The sequence below is a fragment of the Escherichia sp. 94.0001 genome, assembly GCF_013369155.2.
GTDB lineage: Bacteria > Pseudomonadota > Gammaproteobacteria > Enterobacterales > Enterobacteriaceae > Escherichia > Escherichia coli_F.
The window spans coordinates 1-15601 of the sequence record NZ_JABWMS020000062.1 but is presented as its reverse complement, the minus strand read 5'-3'; the positions used below and the strand labels follow the sequence as shown (position 1 = coordinate 15601).

Below are 15601 nucleotides of genomic sequence, written 5' to 3'. Positions count from 1 at the left end.
AGATGCGTTTAAATACTCTGTCTCCGGCCGAAGGCTCCAAAAAGGCGGGTAAACGCCTGGGTCGTGGTATCGGTTCTGGCCTCGGTAAAACCGGTGGTCGTGGTCACAAAGGTCAGAAGTCTCGTTCTGGCGGTGGCGTACGTCGCGGTTTCGAGGGTGGTCAGATGCCTCTGTACCGTCGTCTGCCGAAATTCGGCTTCACTTCTCGTAAAGCAGCGATTACAGCCGAAGTTCGTCTGTCTGACCTGGCTAAAGTAGAAGGCGGTGTTGTAGACCTGAACACGCTGAAAGCGGCTAACATTATCGGTATCCAGATCGAGTTCGCGAAAGTGATCCTGGCTGGCGAAGTAACTACTCCGGTAACTGTTCGTGGCCTGCGTGTTACTAAAGGCGCTCGTGCTGCTATCGAAGCTGCTGGCGGTAAAATCGAGGAATAAGTAGCAGATGGCTAAACAACCGGGATTAGATTTTCAAAGTGCCAAAGGTGGCTTAGGCGAGCTGAAACGCAGACTGCTGTTTGTTATCGGTGCGCTGATTGTGTTCCGTATTGGCTCTTTTATTCCGATCCCTGGTATTGATGCCGCTGTACTTGCCAAACTGCTTGAGCAACAGCGAGGCACCATCATTGAAATGTTTAACATGTTCTCTGGTGGTGCTCTCAGCCGTGCTTCTATCTTTGCTCTGGGGATCATGCCGTATATTTCGGCATCGATCATTATCCAGCTGCTGACGGTGGTTCACCCAACGTTGGCAGAAATTAAGAAAGAAGGGGAGTCTGGTCGTCGTAAGATCAGCCAGTACACCCGCTACGGTACTCTGGTGCTGGCAATATTCCAGTCGATCGGTATTGCTACCGGTCTGCCGAATATGCCTGGTATGCAAGGCCTGGTCATTAACCCGGGCTTTGCATTCTACTTCACCGCTGTTGTAAGTCTGGTCACAGGAACCATGTTCCTGATGTGGTTGGGCGAACAGATTACTGAACGAGGTATCGGCAACGGTATTTCAATCATTATCTTCGCCGGTATTGTCGCGGGACTCCCGCCAGCCATTGCCCATACTATCGAGCAAGCGCGTCAAGGCGACCTGCACTTCCTCGTGTTGCTGTTGGTTGCAGTATTAGTATTTGCAGTGACGTTCTTTGTTGTATTTGTTGAGCGTGGTCAACGCCGCATTGTGGTAAACTACGCGAAACGTCAGCAAGGTCGTCGTGTCTATGCTGCACAGAGCACACATTTACCGCTGAAAGTGAATATGGCGGGGGTAATCCCGGCAATCTTCGCTTCCAGTATTATTCTGTTCCCGGCGACCATCGCGTCATGGTTCGGGGGCGGTACTGGTTGGAACTGGCTGACAACAATTTCGCTGTATTTGCAGCCTGGGCAACCGCTTTATGTGTTACTCTATGCGTCTGCAATCATCTTCTTCTGTTTCTTCTACACGGCGTTGGTTTTCAACCCGCGTGAAACAGCAGATAACCTGAAGAAGTCCGGTGCATTTGTACCAGGAATTCGTCCGGGAGAGCAAACGGCGAAGTATATCGATAAAGTAATGACCCGCCTGACCCTGGTTGGTGCGCTGTACATTACCTTTATCTGCCTGATCCCGGAGTTCATGCGTGATGCAATGAAAGTACCGTTCTACTTCGGTGGGACCTCACTGCTTATCGTTGTTGTCGTGATTATGGACTTTATGGCTCAAGTGCAAACTCTGATGATGTCCAGTCAGTATGAGTCTGCATTGAAGAAGGCGAACCTGAAAGGCTACGGCCGATAATTGGTCGCCCGAGAAGTTACGGAGAGTAAAAATGAAAGTTCGTGCTTCCGTCAAGAAATTATGCCGTAACTGCAAAATCGTTAAGCGTGATGGTGTCATCCGTGTGATTTGCAGTGCCGAGCCGAAGCATAAACAGCGCCAAGGCTGATTTTTTCGCATATTTTTCTTGCAAAGTTGGGTTGAGCTGGCTAGATTAGCCAGCCAATCTTTTGTATGTCTGTGCGTTTCCATTTGAGTATCCTGAAAACGGGCTTTTCAGCATGGAACGTACATATTAAATAGTAGGAGTGCATAGTGGCCCGTATAGCAGGCATTAACATTCCTGATCATAAGCATGCCGTAATCGCATTAACTTCGATTTATGGCGTCGGCAAGACCCGTTCTAAAGCCATCCTGGCTGCAGCGGGTATCGCTGAAGATGTTAAGATCAGTGAGCTGTCTGAAGGACAAATCGACACGCTGCGTGACGAAGTTGCCAAATTTGTCGTTGAAGGTGATCTGCGCCGTGAAATCAGCATGAGCATCAAGCGCCTGATGGATCTTGGTTGCTATCGCGGTTTGCGTCATCGTCGTGGTCTCCCGGTTCGCGGTCAGCGTACCAAGACCAACGCACGTACCCGTAAGGGTCCGCGCAAACCGATCAAGAAATAATCGGGGTGATTGAATAATGGCAAAGGCACCAATTCGTGCACGTAAACGTGTAAGAAAACAAGTCTCTGACGGCGTGGCTCATATCCATGCTTCTTTCAACAACACCATCGTGACTATCACTGATCGTCAGGGTAACGCGTTGGGTTGGGCAACAGCCGGTGGTTCCGGTTTCCGTGGTTCTCGCAAATCCACTCCGTTTGCAGCTCAGGTTGCAGCAGAGCGTTGCGCTGACGCCGTGAAAGAATACGGCATCAAGAATCTGGAAGTTATGGTTAAAGGTCCGGGTCCAGGCCGCGAATCTACTATTCGTGCTCTGAACGCCGCAGGTTTCCGCATCACTAACATTACTGATGTGACTCCGATCCCTCATAACGGTTGTCGTCCGCCGAAAAAACGTCGCGTATAACGCCTCGTTTTCCAGGTTTGTTGGAGAAAGAAAATGGCAAGATATTTGGGTCCTAAGCTCAAGCTGAGCCGTCGTGAGGGCACCGACTTATTCCTTAAGTCTGGCGTTCGCGCGATCGATACCAAGTGTAAAATTGAACAAGCTCCTGGCCAGCACGGTGCGCGTAAACCGCGTCTGTCTGACTATGGTGTGCAGTTGCGTGAAAAGCAAAAAGTTCGCCGTATCTATGGTGTGCTGGAGCGTCAGTTCCGTAACTACTACAAAGAAGCAGCACGTCTGAAAGGCAACACCGGTGAAAACCTGTTGGCTCTGCTGGAAGGTCGTCTGGACAACGTTGTATACCGTATGGGCTTCGGTGCCACTCGTGCAGAAGCACGTCAGCTGGTTAGCCATAAAGCAATTATGGTAAACGGTCGTGTTGTTAACATCGCTTCTTATCAGGTTAGTCCGAATGACGTTGTAAGCATTCGTGAGAAAGCGAAGAAGCAGTCTCGCGTGAAAGCCGCTCTGGAGCTGGCTGAGCAGCGTGAAAAGCCAACCTGGCTGGAAGTTGATGCTGGCAAGATGGAAGGTACGTTTAAGCGTAAGCCGGAGCGTTCTGATCTGTCTGCGGACATTAACGAACACCTGATCGTCGAGCTTTACTCCAAGTAAAGCTTAGTACCAAAGAGAGGACACAATGCAGGGTTCTGTGACAGAGTTTCTAAAACCGCGCCTGGTTGATATCGAGCAAGTGAGTTCGACGCACGCCAAGGTGACCCTTGAGCCTTTAGAGCGTGGCTTTGGCCATACTCTGGGTAACGCACTGCGCCGTATTCTGCTCTCATCGATGCCGGGTTGCGCGGTGACCGAGGTTGAGATTGATGGTGTACTACATGAGTACAGCACCAAAGAAGGCGTTCAGGAAGATATCCTGGAAATCCTGCTCAACCTGAAAGGGCTGGCGGTGAGAGTTCAGGGCAAAGATGAAGTTATTCTTACCTTGAATAAATCTGGCATTGGCCCTGTGACTGCAGCCGATATCACCCACGACGGTGATGTCGAAATCGTCAAGCCGCAGCACGTGATCTGCCACCTGACCGATGAGAACGCGTCTATTAGCATGCGTATCAAAGTTCAGCGCGGTCGTGGTTATGTGCCGGCTTCTACCCGAATTCATTCGGAAGAAGATGAGCGCCCAATCGGCCGTCTGCTGGTCGACGCATGCTACAGCCCTGTGGAGCGTATTGCCTACAATGTTGAAGCAGCGCGTGTAGAACAGCGTACCGACCTGGACAAGCTGGTCATCGAAATGGAAACCAACGGCACAATCGATCCTGAAGAGGCGATTCGTCGTGCGGCAACCATTCTGGCTGAACAACTGGAAGCTTTCGTTGACTTACGTGATGTACGTCAGCCTGAAGTGAAAGAAGAGAAACCAGAGTTCGATCCGATCCTGCTGCGCCCTGTTGACGATCTGGAATTGACTGTCCGCTCTGCTAACTGCCTTAAAGCAGAAGCTATCCACTATATCGGTGATCTGGTACAGCGTACCGAGGTTGAGCTCCTTAAAACGCCTAACCTTGGTAAAAAATCTCTTACTGAGATTAAAGACGTGCTGGCTTCCCGTGGACTGTCTCTGGGCATGCGCCTGGAAAACTGGCCACCGGCAAGCATCGCTGACGAGTAACCGGATCACAGGTTAAGGTTTTACTGAGAAGGATAAGGTCATGCGCCATCGTAAGAGTGGTCGTCAACTGAACCGCAACAGCAGCCATCGCCAGGCTATGTTCCGCAATATGGCAGGTTCACTGGTTCGTCATGAAATCATCAAGACGACTCTGCCTAAAGCGAAAGAGCTGCGCCGCGTAGTTGAGCCGCTGATTACTCTTGCCAAGACTGATAGCGTTGCTAATCGTCGTCTGGCATTCGCCCGTACTCGTGATAACGAGATCGTGGCAAAACTGTTTAACGAACTGGGCCCGCGTTTCGCGAGCCGTGCCGGTGGTTACACTCGTATTCTGAAGTGTGGCTTCCGTGCAGGCGACAACGCGCCGATGGCTTACATCGAGCTGGTTGATCGTTCAGAGAAAGCAGAAGCTGCTGCAGAGTAATCTGAAGCAACGTAAAAAAACCCGCCCCGGCGGGTTTTTTTATACCCGTAGTATCCCCACTTATCTACAATAGCTGTACTCTTTTTGTTCATCCCCTGGAGTATTTATGTGGTTACTTGACCAGTGGGCAGAGCGCCATATAGCAGAAGCGCAAGCGAAAGGTGAGTTTGATAACCTACCTGGTAGCGGCGAACCATTAATCCTGGATGATGATTCCCACGTGCCACCAGAATTACGTGCGGGGTATCGCTTGCTGAAGAATGCCGGTTGCTTACCGCCAGAACTTGAGCAACGGAGGGAAGCAATACAGCTTCTGGATATCCTCAAAGGTATCCGTCATGATGATCCGCAATATCAAGAGGTTAGTCGTCGATTGTCATTACTGGAATTGAAGCTGCGACAAGCTGGATTGAGTACCGATTTTTTACGCGGCGATTATGCTGACAAGTTGTTGGACAAAATCAACGATAACTAGTGGAGTATGTATGTATCGCATTGGTGAGCTGGCAAAAATGGCGGAAGTAACACCCGACACGATTCGTTATTACGAAAAGCAGCAGATGATGGAGCATGAAGTACGCACCGAAGGTGGGTTTCGCCTGTATACTGAAAGCGATCTCCAGCGATTGAAATTTATCCGCCATGCCAGACAACTTGGTTTCAGTCTGGAGTCGATCCGCGAGTTGCTGTCGATCCGTATCGATCCTGAACACCATACCTGTCAGGAGTCAAAAGGCATTGTGCAGGAAAGATTGCAGGAAGTCGAAGCACGGATAGCCGAGTTGCAGAGTATGCAGCGTTCCCTCCAACGCCTTAACGATGCCTGTTGTGGGACCGCCCATAGCAGTGTTTATTGCTCGATTCTTGAAGCTCTTGAACAAGGGGCGAGTGGCGTTAAGAGTGACTGTTGATTTTTTACACTGGCAGGATTACACTCGCGCCGTTAAATAACCAATTGGAGTTTTTATGAGCCGATATCAGCATACTAAAGGGCAGATAAAGGATAATGCGATAGAAGCATTACTACATGATCCTTTATTCCGACAGCGTGTAGAGAAAAATAAGAAGGGGAAAGGTAGTTACATGCGAAAAGGAAAACATGGCAATCGGGGAAACTGGGAGGCCAGTGGCAAGAAAGTAAATCACTTTTTTACCACTGGCCTTCTGCTTTCAGGGGCTTTTTAAGAGCGGTTATTCTGCTCTTTCAGCAAATCACGGATCTCGGTCAGTAATACTTCTTCTTTAGTTGGTGCAGGTGCAGCTGCTGGTTCTTCTTTTTTCCGATTCAGTTTATTGATTAGCTTAATCGCCATAAAGATGGCAAAGGCCACAATCAGAAAATCAAAGACGTTTTGAATGAAGACACCGTAATGCATAACGACTGCTGGGATATCCCCTTGCGCATCGCGTAGCGTGACAGCAAACTGTTTAAAGTCGATCCCACCAATTAATAAACCCAGCGGCGGCATGATGATATCGGCAACCAGTGAAGAGACAATCTTACCGAAGGCCGCACCGATAATGACACCCACTGCCAAATCCACCACATTTCCGCGCATTGCAAATTCGCGAAATTCTTTAATAATGCTCATGTTATTCTCCCTATAAAGCCGACAATCATAAGTCTAACAAATGTTAAGCTATTTTCCTGCCGGGTATGAATTTAATTAATCCTTGAAAAGAAAAGGGAAATAATAAGGCGCCAGAAGACGCCTTATTAATTACAAGAAGAAAGGACTTGGCTGGAAGAGACGTTCGACGTCGGTAATAAACTTTTTGTCCGTCAGGAACATAATTACATGATCGCCTTGCTCAATACGCAGATTGTCATTGGCAATCATCACATCATTGCCGCGTACTACAGCACCAATAATCGTTCCTGGTGGTAGCTTGATTTCATCAATGACTCTGCCCACAACGCGTGAGGTGCTTTCATCACCGTGAGCAACAGCTTCAATAGCTTCTGCAACACCGCGGCGCAATGAGGAAACACCAACAATATCGGCTTTTCGCACGTGACTAAGCAACGCAGAAATAGTTGCTTGTTGTGGTGAAATCGCAATATCGATCACGCTCCCCTGAACCAGATCCACATAAGCGCGACGCTGGATCAATACCATCACCTTTTTCGCACCCATACGTTTGGCAAGCATGGCGGACATGATATTGGCTTCGTCATCGTTGGTGACGGCAATAAACAGATCAACTTGATCGATATGTTCTTCGGCTAGCAGTTCTTGATCCGACGCATCACCAAAAAAGACGATCGTATTCTGCAACTTTTCCGCCAGTTCGGCAGCGCGCTGCTGATTACGTTCGATGAGTTTAACGCTGTAATCTTTTTCCAGACGACGCGCCAGCCCTGCACCGATATTACCGCCGCCAACCAGCATGATCCGCTTATACGGTTTTTCCAGACGTTGCAATTCACTCATCACCGCGCGGATATGCTGTGAAGCGGCAATAAAGAACACTTCATCACCAGCTTCAACAATGGTCGAACCTTGCGGACGAATAGGGCGATCGTGGCGGAAAATGGCTGCCACACGAGTATCGATATGCGGCATATGTTCGCGCATGGTCGAAAGTGCATTACCAATCAGTGGGCCGCCATAATAGGCTTTAACCACAGCCAGGCTGACTTTACCCTCAGCGAAGTTCACCACCTGCAGCGCGCCGGGATACTCAATCAGTCGGTAAATATTATCGATAACCAGCTGCTCTGGTGCGATCAGATGATCAATCGGTACAGCATCTGAATGAAATAGCTTATCGGCATCGCGCACGTAGTCTGGTGAGCGGATACGAGCGATGCGATTAGGGGTGTTGAAAAGTGAGTAGGCTACCTGGCAGGCAACCATATTGGTTTCATCTGAACTGGTTACAGCAACCAGCATATCGGCGTCGTCGGCACCTGCCTCCCGCAATACGCGTGGATGAGAGCCATGCCCCTGCACGACTCGCAGGTCAAATTTATCCTGCAAGGTCCGCAGACGCTCACCGTTGGTATCGACAACAGTAATATCGTTGTTCTCGCCAACCAGGTTTTCCGCCAGTGTGCCGCCAACCTGGCCGGCACCCAGAATGATAATTTTCATCAGTCGCGACCCGTTATCTCATCACTTTTTGATTAGCTTAGCGTAAAAGAAGCCGTCGCCCTCTTCGGCACCAGGCAGATTTTGCTTACCTGGTTGTTCTGGTGTTCCGGTTTCGCAAAGCATTGCATCTTCTGTGCGTTGCAGAAAGGCTTTAATTTGTTGGCTATTCTCTTCCGGTAACACTGAACAGGTGGCATAGACCAGGGTTCCACCGGATTTTAAATGCGGCCAGATGGCGTCGAGAATTTCAGACTGCAACTGCGCGAGTTCAGGGATATCGCGATCGCGGCGTAACCATTTAATATCCGGATGGCGACGAATCACACCGGTTGCTGAACAAGGCGCATCTAATAAAATGCGATCAAACTGTTGCTCGCCACACCATTGGGAAGGGTAGCGGCCATCACCTTGTTTCACGGTCGCCTTCATACCAAGGCGTTTTAAATTGTCGTAAACGCGAGAGAGGCGCTGTTCGTCAATATCAACCGCAACAACCTGCGCTTCTGGTGCCACCTCAAGGATATGCGTTGTTTTACCGCCGGGGGCAGCGCAAAGATCCAGAATGTGTTCACCGTTTTGTGGCGCAAGCCAGGCCATGCAACCTTGTGCTGATGCATCCTGAACGGTAACCCATCCTTCTTCAAAACCTGGTAGCACATGAACAGGTGCAGGTGTTTCCAGCCGTACAGCATCAGGGTAATCCGCATGCGGGAAACCTTTCATTCCTGCTTCATCCAGCAATGCAAGCCAGCTGTCGCGGGAATGATGCGTACGATTAACGCGCAGCCACATTGGCGGACGCTGGTTATTGGCTTCAATGATGGATTGCCATTGCTCTGGATACGCTTTTTGCAGACGCTTCAGCAACCAGGAAGGATGCAGATAACGTGCATCACTGGCATTAAACTCGGCTAATAACTCTTCTTGCTGACGCTGGAACTGGCGTAATACGCCGTTAATCAACCCTTTAAGTTGCGGACGCTTAATTGCGACAGCACCTTCAACCGTTTCAGCCAGCGCAGCATGAGGTGGAATGCGGGTATAAAGCAGTTGATACAAACCAACCATAATCAGGTAATGCACAGTGCGCTGTTTGCCGGTCATCGGACGGGCCATTAACTTATTAATCAGCCAGTCTAACTGTGAAAGCGTACGCAGTACGCCAAAGCACAATTCTTGAAGAAGTGCTTTGTCTTTATCGGAAACTTTTTGCTGGAGCGGTGGCAGAATGTTGCTTAATGATTGCCCTTGCTCGACGACTTGTTCAACGGCCTGTGCCGCCATGCTACGTAAATTACGTTGTTTTTTCATAAGTATAAAAATGCCCGGCAAGACCGGGCTTAGAAGAGTGGACTATCAGACCAGACGGTTGCCCGGAACAAACCATTCCCGACGAGAATTCAGGAGGTCTTGCGCGCTCATTGCTTTCTTACCCGCAGGTTGTAACGAGAGCAGGTTCAGGATGCCATCACCCGTCGCAACCTGAATGCCTTGTTTGTTGGCTTCAAGGATCGTTCCTGGGGCAGCGTTGGTTGCCGTATCAATGACCGATGCTTTCCAGACTTTAACCGGCTGTCCTTCAATTTCCAGCCAGCTCATCGGCCACGGATTAAAAGCGCGAATGCAGCGTTCAAGCTGCGCTGCCGAAAGCGACCAGTCAATACGCGCTTCTTCTTTACTCAACTTTTCGGCGTAAGTGACAAGAGTTTCGTCCTGAACTTCTGGTTTCGCCGTGCCGTCTGCCAGTTGTTTCAATGTGGTGATAAGCCCTTGTGGGCCAAGCTCTGCCAGCTTGTCGTACAGCGTACCACTGGTATCTTCTGCAGTAATCGGGCAGGAGAGCTTATAGAGCATGTCACCGGTGTCTAAACCAACATCCATTTGCATAATGGTCACACCAGTTTCTGCATCACCCGCCCATAGTGAGCGTTGGATTGGTGCAGCACCGCGCCAGCGTGGCAGCAGTGAACCATGAACGTTGATACAGCCAAGACGCGGCATCTCCAGCACAGCTTTCGGCAGAATTAAACCATAGGCGACGACGACCATAACATCAGCCTGCAGGTCGGCGACCAGTTGCTGGTTTTCTTGTGGACGCAGGGAAACAGGTTGAAAAACGGGCAGACCTTTTTCCTCAGCCAGAACTTTAACCGGGCTGGGCATCAGTTTTTTACCGCGTCCTGCCGGTCGGTCTGGCTGGGTGAACACGCCAACGACGTTATGACCAGAAGACAACAGCGCGTCGAGATGACGCGCTGCAAAGTCAGGTGTACCCGCAAAAATAATACGTAGTGATTCTGACACGTTAATTCTTATCCTTAAGCCCGGGCTTTCAGACGATCCAGTTTTTCAACTTTCTGACGAATACGTTGTTGTTTCAGCGGTGACAGATAATCCATAAACAGTTTGCCGACCAGGTGATCCATCTCATGCTGAATACAGATGGCTAACAGACCGTCTGCTTCCAGTTCAAATGGTTTACCGTCGCGGTCCAGGGCGCGAATTTTAACTTTCTCTGCGCGTGGCACTAAAGCACGTTGTTCAGGGATCGACAGGCAACCTTCTTCAATGCCTGTTTCGCCGCTTTTTTCTAAAAGCTCCGGATTGATTAACACCAGCCGTTCGTCACGGTTTTCCGAAACATCGATAACAATGATACGTTGATGGATATCAACCTGGGTTGCCGCCAGGCCAATACCTTCTTCTGCGTACATCGTCTCGAACATATCATCGACGATACGCTGAATTTCTGCATTCACTTCTTCTACCGGTTTAGCAACTTTGCGAAGCCGCTCGTCCGGAATATGTAACACTTGCAAAACTGACATAAATCTCCAGAGATGTGTTCAGGAGTTAGAAAGATTATTTCTTCTATTCTAGACAAATCCCCCTCTGATTGACAGCATCACTGACCAATCGCAAAGATTGCTAAGGCTGCTTATGGCAGGGAGATAAGGATGGTCGATACAGAAATTTGGCTGCGTTTAATGAGCGTCAGCAGCTTGTACGGCGATGATATGGTCCGTATAGCTCACTGGCTGGCAAAACAGTCGCATATTGATGCGGTTGTATTGCAGCAAACAGGGCTTACATTGCGGCAGGCACAACGCTTTCTTTCATTTCCGCCAAAGAGTATTGAGAGCTCACTTTGTTGGTTGAATCAACCAAACCATCATTTAATCTCAGCGGATAGTGAATTTTATCCTTCCCAACTTCTGGCGACAGCAGATTACCCCGGTGCGCTGTTTGTTGCTGGAGAACTGCGCGCATTGCATTCATTTCAGCTTGCTGTAGTGGGGAGTCGGGCGTATTCATGGTATGGCGAACGCTGGGGACGATTATTTTGCGAAACTCTGGCGACGCGTGGAGTGACAATTACGAGTGGACTGGCGCGAGGAATCGATGGTGTGGCGCATAAAGCGGCCTTGCAGGTGAATGGCGTCAGCATTGCTGTATTGGGGAATGGACTTAATACCATTCATCCGCGTCACCATGCCCGACTGGCTACCAGTCTGCTTGAACATGGTGGTGCTCTCGTCTCTGAATTTCCCCTCGATACCCCTCCTCTTGCTTACAATTTCCCGCGAAGAAATCGCATTATCAGTGGTCTAAGTAAAGGTGTACTAGTGGTGGAAGCGGCTTTGCGCAGTGGTTCTCTGGTGACAGCGCGTTGTGCACTTGAGCAGGGGCGTGAAGTTTTTGCTTTGCCCGGTCCATTAGGGAGTCCCGGAAGTGAAGGCCCCCACTGGCTTATTAAGCAGGGTGCTATTCTTGTGACGGAACCGGAAGAAATTCTGGAAAATTTGCAATATGGATTGCACTGGTTGCCAGATGCCCCTGAAAAATCATTTTATTCATCAGATCAGGAAGACGTGGCATTGCCATTTCCTGAGCTCCTGGCTAACGTAGGAGATGAGGTAACACCTGTTGACGTCGTCGCTGAACGTGCCGGCCAACCTGTGCCAGAGGTAGTTACTCAACTACTTGAACTGGAGTTAGCAGGATGGATCGCAGCTGTACCCGGCGGCTATGTCCGATTGAGGAGGGCATGCCATGTTCGACGTACTAATGTATTTGTTTGAAACCTATATTCACACTGAAGCTGAGTTGCGTGTGGATCAAGACAAACTTGAACAGGATCTTACCGACGCAGGTTTTGAGCGAGAAGATATCTACAATGCCTTGCTATGGCTGGAAAAGCTTGCGGATTATCAGGAAGGGTTGGCAGAACCGATGCAACTTGCCTCTGATCCTCTCTCCATGCGTATTTATACCCCTGAAGAGTGTGAAAGACTGGATGCCAGCTGTCGTGGTTTTCTGCTTTTCCTTGAGCAAATTCAGGTGCTTAACCTTGAAACCCGTGAAATGGTGATAGAGCGAGTGCTCGCGCTGGATACCGCAGAGTTCGACCTGGAAGACCTGAAATGGGTAATCCTGATGGTGTTGTTCAATATTCCGGGCTGCGAAAATGCGTACCAGCAAATGGAAGAATTACTCTTTGAAGTGAATGAAGGTATGCTGCATTAATCATTTCTTTAATTCAGCATAAGTTGTTATGGCGAAATCAGCACTGTTCACGGTGCGTAATAATGAGTCCTGCCCAAAGTGCGGGGCTGAACTGGTTATTCGATCCGGGAAACACGGTCCGTTTCTTGGATGCTCACAGTATCCGGCGTGTGACTACGTCCGTCCTCTGAAATCTTCAGCGGATGGACATATCGTCAAAGTTCTGGAGGGACAGATTTGCCCTGCATGCGGCGCAAATCTGGTCTTACGCCAGGGGCGCTTTGGTATGTTTGTTGGTTGCAGTAACTATCCTGAATGCGAACATACCGAACTTATCGATAAACCGGACGAAACAGCAATTACATGTCCCCAATGTCGGACGGGCCATCTGGTCCAGCGCCGCTCCCGTTATGGCAAAACATTTCATTCCTGTGATCGCTACCCGGAGTGTCAATTTGCCATTAACTTCAAACCTATAGCCGGAGAATGCCCTGAGTGTCATTATCCGCTACTCATCGAAAAGAAAACCGCGCAGGGTGTAAAACACTTTTGTGCCAGTAAACAATGTGGAAAGCCGGTTTCGGCGGAATAATAACGTGAATAATAACCTGCAAGGAGACGCTATCGCAGCTGCGATAGATGTCCTCAATGAAGAACGTGTCATCGCCTATCCCACGGAAGCCGTTTTCGGTGTCGGGTGCGATCCTGATAGCGAAACAGCAGTGATGAGACTGTTGGAACTAAAACAGCGTCCGGTTGATAAGGGGCTGATTTTAATCGCGGCAAATTACGAGCAGCTTAAACCCTATATTGATGACTGCATGCTGACTGATGCGCAGCGTGAAACCATTTTTTCTCGCTGGCCAGGTCCCGTCACCTTTGTCTTTCCCGCGCCTGCGACAACACCGCGCTGGTTGACAGGCCGCTTTGATTCGCTTGCTGTACGAGTCACCGACCATCCGTTGGTGGTTGCTTTGTGCCAGGCTTATGGTAAACCGCTGGTTTCTACCAGTGCCAACTTGAGTGGATTGCCGCCTTGTCGAACAGTAGACGAAGTTCGCGCACAATTTGGCGCAGCGTTCCCGGTTGTGCCTGGTGAAACGGGAGGGCGTTTAAATCCTTCAGAAATCCGCGATGCCCTGACGGGTGAACTGTTTCGACAGGGGTAACATAATGGAAAACTATGCTGTTTTTGGTAATCCAATAGCCCACAGCAAATCGCCATTCATTCATCAGCAATTTGCTCAGCAATTGAATATTGAACATCCCTATGGGCGCGTGCTGGCACCTATCAATGATTTCATTAACACACTGAACGCTTTCTTTAGTGCTGGTGGTAAAGGCGCGAATGTGACGGTGCCTTTTAAAGAAGAGGCCTTTGCCAGAGCTGATGAACTTACTGAACGGGCAGCGTTGGCTGGTGCTGTTAATACCCTCAAGCGGTTAGAAGATGGACGCCTGCTGGGTGACAATACCGATGGCGTAGGCTTGTTAAGCGATCTGGAACGTCTGTCTTTTATCCGCCCAGGTTTACGTATTCTACTCATCGGCGCTGGTGGGGCGTCTCGTGGTGTATTACTTCCACTCCTTTCTCTGGACTGCGCGGTGACAATCACTAATCGGACGGTATCCCGCGCGGAAGAGTTGGCTAAATTGTTTGCGCACACGGGCAGTATTCAGGCGTTGGGTATGGACGAACTGGAGGGGCATGAGTTCGATCTCATTATTAATGCAACATCCAGTGGCATCAGTGGTGATATTCCCGCGATCCCGGCATCGCTCATTCATTCAGGCATGTGTTGCTATGACATGTTCTATCAGAAAGGAAAAACACCTTTTCTGGCATGGTGTGAGCTGCGAGGTTCAAAGCGTAATGCGGATGGATTGGGGATGCTGGTGGCACAGGCGGCTCATGCCTTTCTTCTCTGGCACGGTGTTCTGCCTGACATAGAACCAGTTATAAAGCAATTGCAGGAGGAGTTGTCCGCGTGAATCAGGCCATCCAGTTTCCGGACAGGGAAGAGTGGAACGAGAGTAAAAAATGCGTTTGTTTTCCCGCTCTTGTAAATGGTATGCAGCTCACTTGCGCTATTACTGGAGAGAGTCTGGCGAACCGCTTTGCAGGAGATACGCCAGAACAGTGGTTAGCGAGTTTTCGTCAGCATCGCTGGGACCTGGAAGAAGAAGCAGAAAGCTTGATTCAGGATCAAAGCGAAGATGATCAAGGTTGGGTTTGGTTACCCTGATCCAGATACTCGTCCTTCCATTTCACGTAGTTATTCGCGGAATAGCGTAACCCGGCCTTCTCTTCATCACTTAACGGGCGGATCTGTTTGACGGGGCTACCGAGATACAGATATCCGCTCTCCAGCCGTTTATTTTGTGGGACCAGGCTACCCGCACCAATCATCACATCATCTTCTACTATTGCGCCATCAAGTAAAATTGATGCCATCCCAACCAACACTCGATTGCCAATGGTACAGCCGTGGAGCATCACCTTATGACCAACAGTGACATCTTCGCCAATGGTTAATGGGTTGCCATCTGGGTTGTATGAGGACTTATGGGTGACATGCAACATACTGCCATCCTGGATATTGGTGCGTGCTCCAATCTGTACATAATGTACATCACCACGAATCACAACGAGTGGCCAGATCCCCACATCATCAGCCAAACGAACGTCACCGATCACTACACTACTATCGTCGATCATTACGCGCTGACCGATTTGTGGAAAAAGATCGCGGTATGGGCGTAAAACATCAGACATACTCACCTCAACAATAAATGATTTCCTAATGACTTTGGGTGCATTATTGGCCTAGTGCAAGTCTTTTAGTATGCAAAAAAGCACCGTTTTGTGTGCGAATGCAGCAAAAAGGGTGAAAAAACAACAAACAGAAAAAAAGATCAAAAAAGTACTTGTGCAAAAAATTGGGATCCCTATAATGCGCCTCCGTTGAGACGACAACGTGAAACACTTCACAAGATGGTCGTAACAACAAAGAGAAAAAATCCTGAAATTCAGGGTTGACTCTGAAAGAGGAAAGCGTAATATACGCCAC

23 protein-coding genes are annotated in these 15601 nt (G+C 49.3%); 17 read left to right on the top strand and 6 right to left on the bottom strand.

Annotated features, from left to right (window positions below; genetic code table 11):
- Positions 1–2: 2 nt before the first annotated feature.
- The 11 genes from rplO (at position 3) to arfA (ending at position 6111) form a co-directional block, all read left to right on the top strand.
- Positions 3–437: a 50S ribosomal protein L15 gene (rplO, locus tag HEN33_RS20060; RefSeq protein ID WP_001238917.1), complete on the top strand. Its 435-nt coding sequence runs from the start codon at positions 3–5 to the stop codon at positions 435–437.
- Positions 438–444: 7 nt separating this feature from the next.
- Complete coding sequence (gene secY, locus HEN33_RS20055; protein ID WP_001118861.1) at positions 445–1776, top strand: preprotein translocase subunit SecY; 1332 nt, start codon at positions 445–447, stop codon at positions 1774–1776.
- Between the two features lie 31 nt (positions 1777–1807).
- Complete coding sequence (rpmJ, locus tag HEN33_RS20050; RefSeq protein ID WP_000868187.1) at positions 1808–1924, top strand: 50S ribosomal protein L36; 117 nt, start codon at positions 1808–1810, stop codon at positions 1922–1924.
- A 146-nt stretch (positions 1925–2070) separates the two neighbouring features.
- Complete coding sequence (rpsM, locus tag HEN33_RS20045) at positions 2071–2427, top strand: 30S ribosomal protein S13 (RefSeq protein ID WP_000090775.1); 357 nt, start codon at positions 2071–2073, stop codon at positions 2425–2427.
- 16 nt (positions 2428–2443) lie between these two features.
- Positions 2444–2833, top strand: coding sequence for a 30S ribosomal protein S11 (gene rpsK, locus HEN33_RS20040; protein WP_001029684.1), 390 nt, complete (start codon positions 2444–2446; stop codon positions 2831–2833).
- A 33-nt stretch (positions 2834–2866) separates the two neighbouring features.
- Positions 2867–3487 carry a 30S ribosomal protein S4 gene (rpsD, locus tag HEN33_RS20035; RefSeq protein ID WP_000135224.1) on the top strand — a complete coding sequence of 207 codons (621 nt, stop codon included), beginning with the start codon at positions 2867–2869 and terminating at the stop codon, positions 3485–3487.
- A gap of 25 nt (positions 3488–3512) precedes the next feature.
- The gene (locus tag HEN33_RS20030) at positions 3513–4502 is read left to right on the top strand and encodes a DNA-directed RNA polymerase subunit alpha (protein ID WP_001162094.1); all 990 of its coding nucleotides are present in this window, start codon (positions 3513–3515) and stop codon (positions 4500–4502) included.
- A gap of 40 nt (positions 4503–4542) precedes the next feature.
- On the top strand, positions 4543–4926 hold the full coding sequence (gene rplQ / locus HEN33_RS20025; RefSeq protein WP_001216368.1) for a 50S ribosomal protein L17: 384 nt from the start codon (positions 4543–4545) through the stop codon (positions 4924–4926).
- A 106-nt stretch (positions 4927–5032) separates the two neighbouring features.
- Positions 5033–5401, top strand: coding sequence for a DnaJ family domain-containing protein (locus HEN33_RS20020; RefSeq protein WP_088542416.1), 369 nt, complete (start codon positions 5033–5035; stop codon positions 5399–5401).
- Positions 5402–5411: 10 nt separating this feature from the next.
- Positions 5412–5837, top strand: a complete 426-nt coding sequence (gene zntR / locus HEN33_RS20015) for a Zn(2+)-responsive transcriptional regulator (RefSeq protein ID WP_000285606.1) — start codon at positions 5412–5414, stop codon at positions 5835–5837.
- Positions 5838–5892: 55 nt separating this feature from the next.
- Positions 5893–6111, top strand: a complete 219-nt coding sequence (gene arfA, locus HEN33_RS20010) for an alternative ribosome-rescue factor ArfA (RefSeq protein ID WP_000092697.1) — start codon at positions 5893–5895, stop codon at positions 6109–6111.
- Here the strand turns inward: arfA and mscL are convergent.
- The 5 genes from mscL to def all read right to left on the bottom strand — a co-directional run bounded on the left by mscL (position 6108) and on the right by def (position 10852).
- Positions 6108–6518 carry a large-conductance mechanosensitive channel protein MscL gene (mscL, locus tag HEN33_RS20005; protein WP_000022442.1) on the bottom strand — a complete coding sequence of 137 codons (411 nt, stop codon included), beginning with the start codon at positions 6516–6518 and terminating at the stop codon, positions 6108–6110. The genes arfA and mscL overlap by 4 nt on opposite strands.
- Positions 6519–6647: 129 nt before the next feature.
- Positions 6648–8024 (bottom strand): Trk system potassium transporter TrkA, encoded by a 1377-nt coding sequence (gene trkA / locus HEN33_RS20000; protein WP_000691382.1) that lies wholly within the window; start codon positions 8022–8024, stop codon positions 6648–6650.
- A 21-nt stretch (positions 8025–8045) separates the two neighbouring features.
- On the bottom strand, positions 8046–9335 hold the full coding sequence (gene rsmB / locus HEN33_RS19995; RefSeq protein WP_103254004.1) for a 16S rRNA (cytosine(967)-C(5))-methyltransferase RsmB: 1290 nt from the start codon (positions 9333–9335) through the stop codon (positions 8046–8048).
- A 45-nt stretch (positions 9336–9380) separates the two neighbouring features.
- Positions 9381–10328, bottom strand: a complete 948-nt coding sequence (fmt, locus tag HEN33_RS19990) for a methionyl-tRNA formyltransferase (RefSeq protein ID WP_000004454.1) — start codon at positions 10326–10328, stop codon at positions 9381–9383.
- 14 nt (positions 10329–10342) lie between these two features.
- Positions 10343–10852 (bottom strand): peptide deformylase, encoded by a 510-nt coding sequence (gene def, locus HEN33_RS19985; RefSeq protein WP_000114984.1) that lies wholly within the window; start codon positions 10850–10852, stop codon positions 10343–10345.
- Positions 10853–10981: 129 nt separating this feature from the next.
- Between def and dprA the strand changes: the two genes are divergently transcribed.
- From dprA to HEN33_RS19955, 6 genes are read left to right on the top strand one after another with little or no spacing between them, the layout of a single operon-like run.
- Positions 10982–12106, top strand: coding sequence for a DNA-protecting protein DprA (gene dprA / locus HEN33_RS19980; protein ID WP_176263345.1), 1125 nt, complete (start codon positions 10982–10984; stop codon positions 12104–12106).
- Complete coding sequence (gene smg / locus HEN33_RS19975; RefSeq protein ID WP_000460681.1) at positions 12078–12551, top strand: DUF494 family protein Smg; 474 nt, start codon at positions 12078–12080, stop codon at positions 12549–12551. Before dprA ends, smg begins: the two co-directional genes overlap by 29 nt.
- Positions 12552–12579: 28 nt before the next feature.
- Positions 12580–13122: a DNA topoisomerase family protein gene (locus HEN33_RS19970; RefSeq protein ID WP_001129718.1), complete on the top strand. Its 543-nt coding sequence runs from the start codon at positions 12580–12582 to the stop codon at positions 13120–13122.
- A gap of 4 nt (positions 13123–13126) precedes the next feature.
- Positions 13127–13699, top strand: coding sequence for an L-threonylcarbamoyladenylate synthase type 1 TsaC (tsaC, locus tag HEN33_RS19965; protein WP_001353637.1), 573 nt, complete (start codon positions 13127–13129; stop codon positions 13697–13699).
- A gap of 4 nt (positions 13700–13703) precedes the next feature.
- The gene (aroE, locus tag HEN33_RS19960) at positions 13704–14522 is read left to right on the top strand and encodes a shikimate dehydrogenase (protein ID WP_000432883.1); all 819 of its coding nucleotides are present in this window, start codon (positions 13704–13706) and stop codon (positions 14520–14522) included.
- Positions 14519–14776: a DUF1488 family protein gene (locus HEN33_RS19955; RefSeq protein ID WP_001070585.1), complete on the top strand. Its 258-nt coding sequence runs from the start codon at positions 14519–14521 to the stop codon at positions 14774–14776. The genes aroE and HEN33_RS19955 overlap by 4 nt, the downstream gene beginning before the upstream one ends.
- Here the strand turns inward: HEN33_RS19955 and HEN33_RS19950 are convergent.
- Positions 14752–15306 carry a gamma carbonic anhydrase family protein gene (locus HEN33_RS19950; protein ID WP_001286209.1) on the bottom strand — a complete coding sequence of 185 codons (555 nt, stop codon included), beginning with the start codon at positions 15304–15306 and terminating at the stop codon, positions 14752–14754. The two genes, HEN33_RS19955 and HEN33_RS19950, sit on opposite strands and share 25 nt — an antisense overlap.
- Between the last annotated feature and the right edge of the window lie 295 nt (positions 15307–15601).

Excerpts from the sequence above, each read along its gene's own strand:
- arfA (WP_000092697.1), top strand. The coding sequence starts at position 5,893 with ATGAGCCGATATCAGCATACTAAAGGGCAGATAAAGGATAATGCGATA.
- aroE (WP_000432883.1), top strand. The coding sequence starts at position 13,704 with ATGGAAAACTATGCTGTTTTTGGTAATCCAATAGCCCACAGCAAATCG.
- HEN33_RS20020 (WP_088542416.1), top strand. The coding sequence starts at position 5,033 with ATGTGGTTACTTGACCAGTGGGCAGAGCGCCATATAGCAGAAGCGCAA.
- rsmB (WP_103254004.1), bottom strand. The coding sequence starts at position 9,335 with ATGAAAAAACAACGTAATTTACGTAGCATGGCGGCACAGGCCGTTGAA.
- smg (WP_000460681.1), top strand. The coding sequence starts at position 12,078 with ATGTTCGACGTACTAATGTATTTGTTTGAAACCTATATTCACACTGAA.
- HEN33_RS19970 (WP_001129718.1), top strand. The coding sequence starts at position 12,580 with ATGGCGAAATCAGCACTGTTCACGGTGCGTAATAATGAGTCCTGCCCA.
- rpmJ (WP_000868187.1), top strand. The coding sequence starts at position 1,808 with ATGAAAGTTCGTGCTTCCGTCAAGAAATTATGCCGTAACTGCAAAATC.
- HEN33_RS19950 (WP_001286209.1), bottom strand. The coding sequence starts at position 15,306 with ATGTCTGATGTTTTACGCCCATACCGCGATCTTTTTCCACAAATCGGT.
- zntR (WP_000285606.1), top strand. The coding sequence starts at position 5,412 with ATGTATCGCATTGGTGAGCTGGCAAAAATGGCGGAAGTAACACCCGAC.
- mscL (WP_000022442.1), bottom strand. The coding sequence starts at position 6,518 with ATGAGCATTATTAAAGAATTTCGCGAATTTGCAATGCGCGGAAATGTG.
- trkA (WP_000691382.1), bottom strand. The coding sequence starts at position 8,024 with ATGAAAATTATCATTCTGGGTGCCGGCCAGGTTGGCGGCACACTGGCG.
- rpsK (WP_001029684.1), top strand. The coding sequence starts at position 2,444 with ATGGCAAAGGCACCAATTCGTGCACGTAAACGTGTAAGAAAACAAGTC.
- HEN33_RS20030 (WP_001162094.1), top strand. The coding sequence starts at position 3,513 with ATGCAGGGTTCTGTGACAGAGTTTCTAAAACCGCGCCTGGTTGATATC.
- def (WP_000114984.1), bottom strand. The coding sequence starts at position 10,852 with ATGTCAGTTTTGCAAGTGTTACATATTCCGGACGAGCGGCTTCGCAAA.
- dprA (WP_176263345.1), top strand. The coding sequence starts at position 10,982 with ATGGTCGATACAGAAATTTGGCTGCGTTTAATGAGCGTCAGCAGCTTG.
- rplO (WP_001238917.1), top strand. The coding sequence starts at position 3 with ATGCGTTTAAATACTCTGTCTCCGGCCGAAGGCTCCAAAAAGGCGGGT.
- secY (WP_001118861.1), top strand. The coding sequence starts at position 445 with ATGGCTAAACAACCGGGATTAGATTTTCAAAGTGCCAAAGGTGGCTTA.
- rpsD (WP_000135224.1), top strand. The coding sequence starts at position 2,867 with ATGGCAAGATATTTGGGTCCTAAGCTCAAGCTGAGCCGTCGTGAGGGC.
- rplQ (WP_001216368.1), top strand. The coding sequence starts at position 4,543 with ATGCGCCATCGTAAGAGTGGTCGTCAACTGAACCGCAACAGCAGCCAT.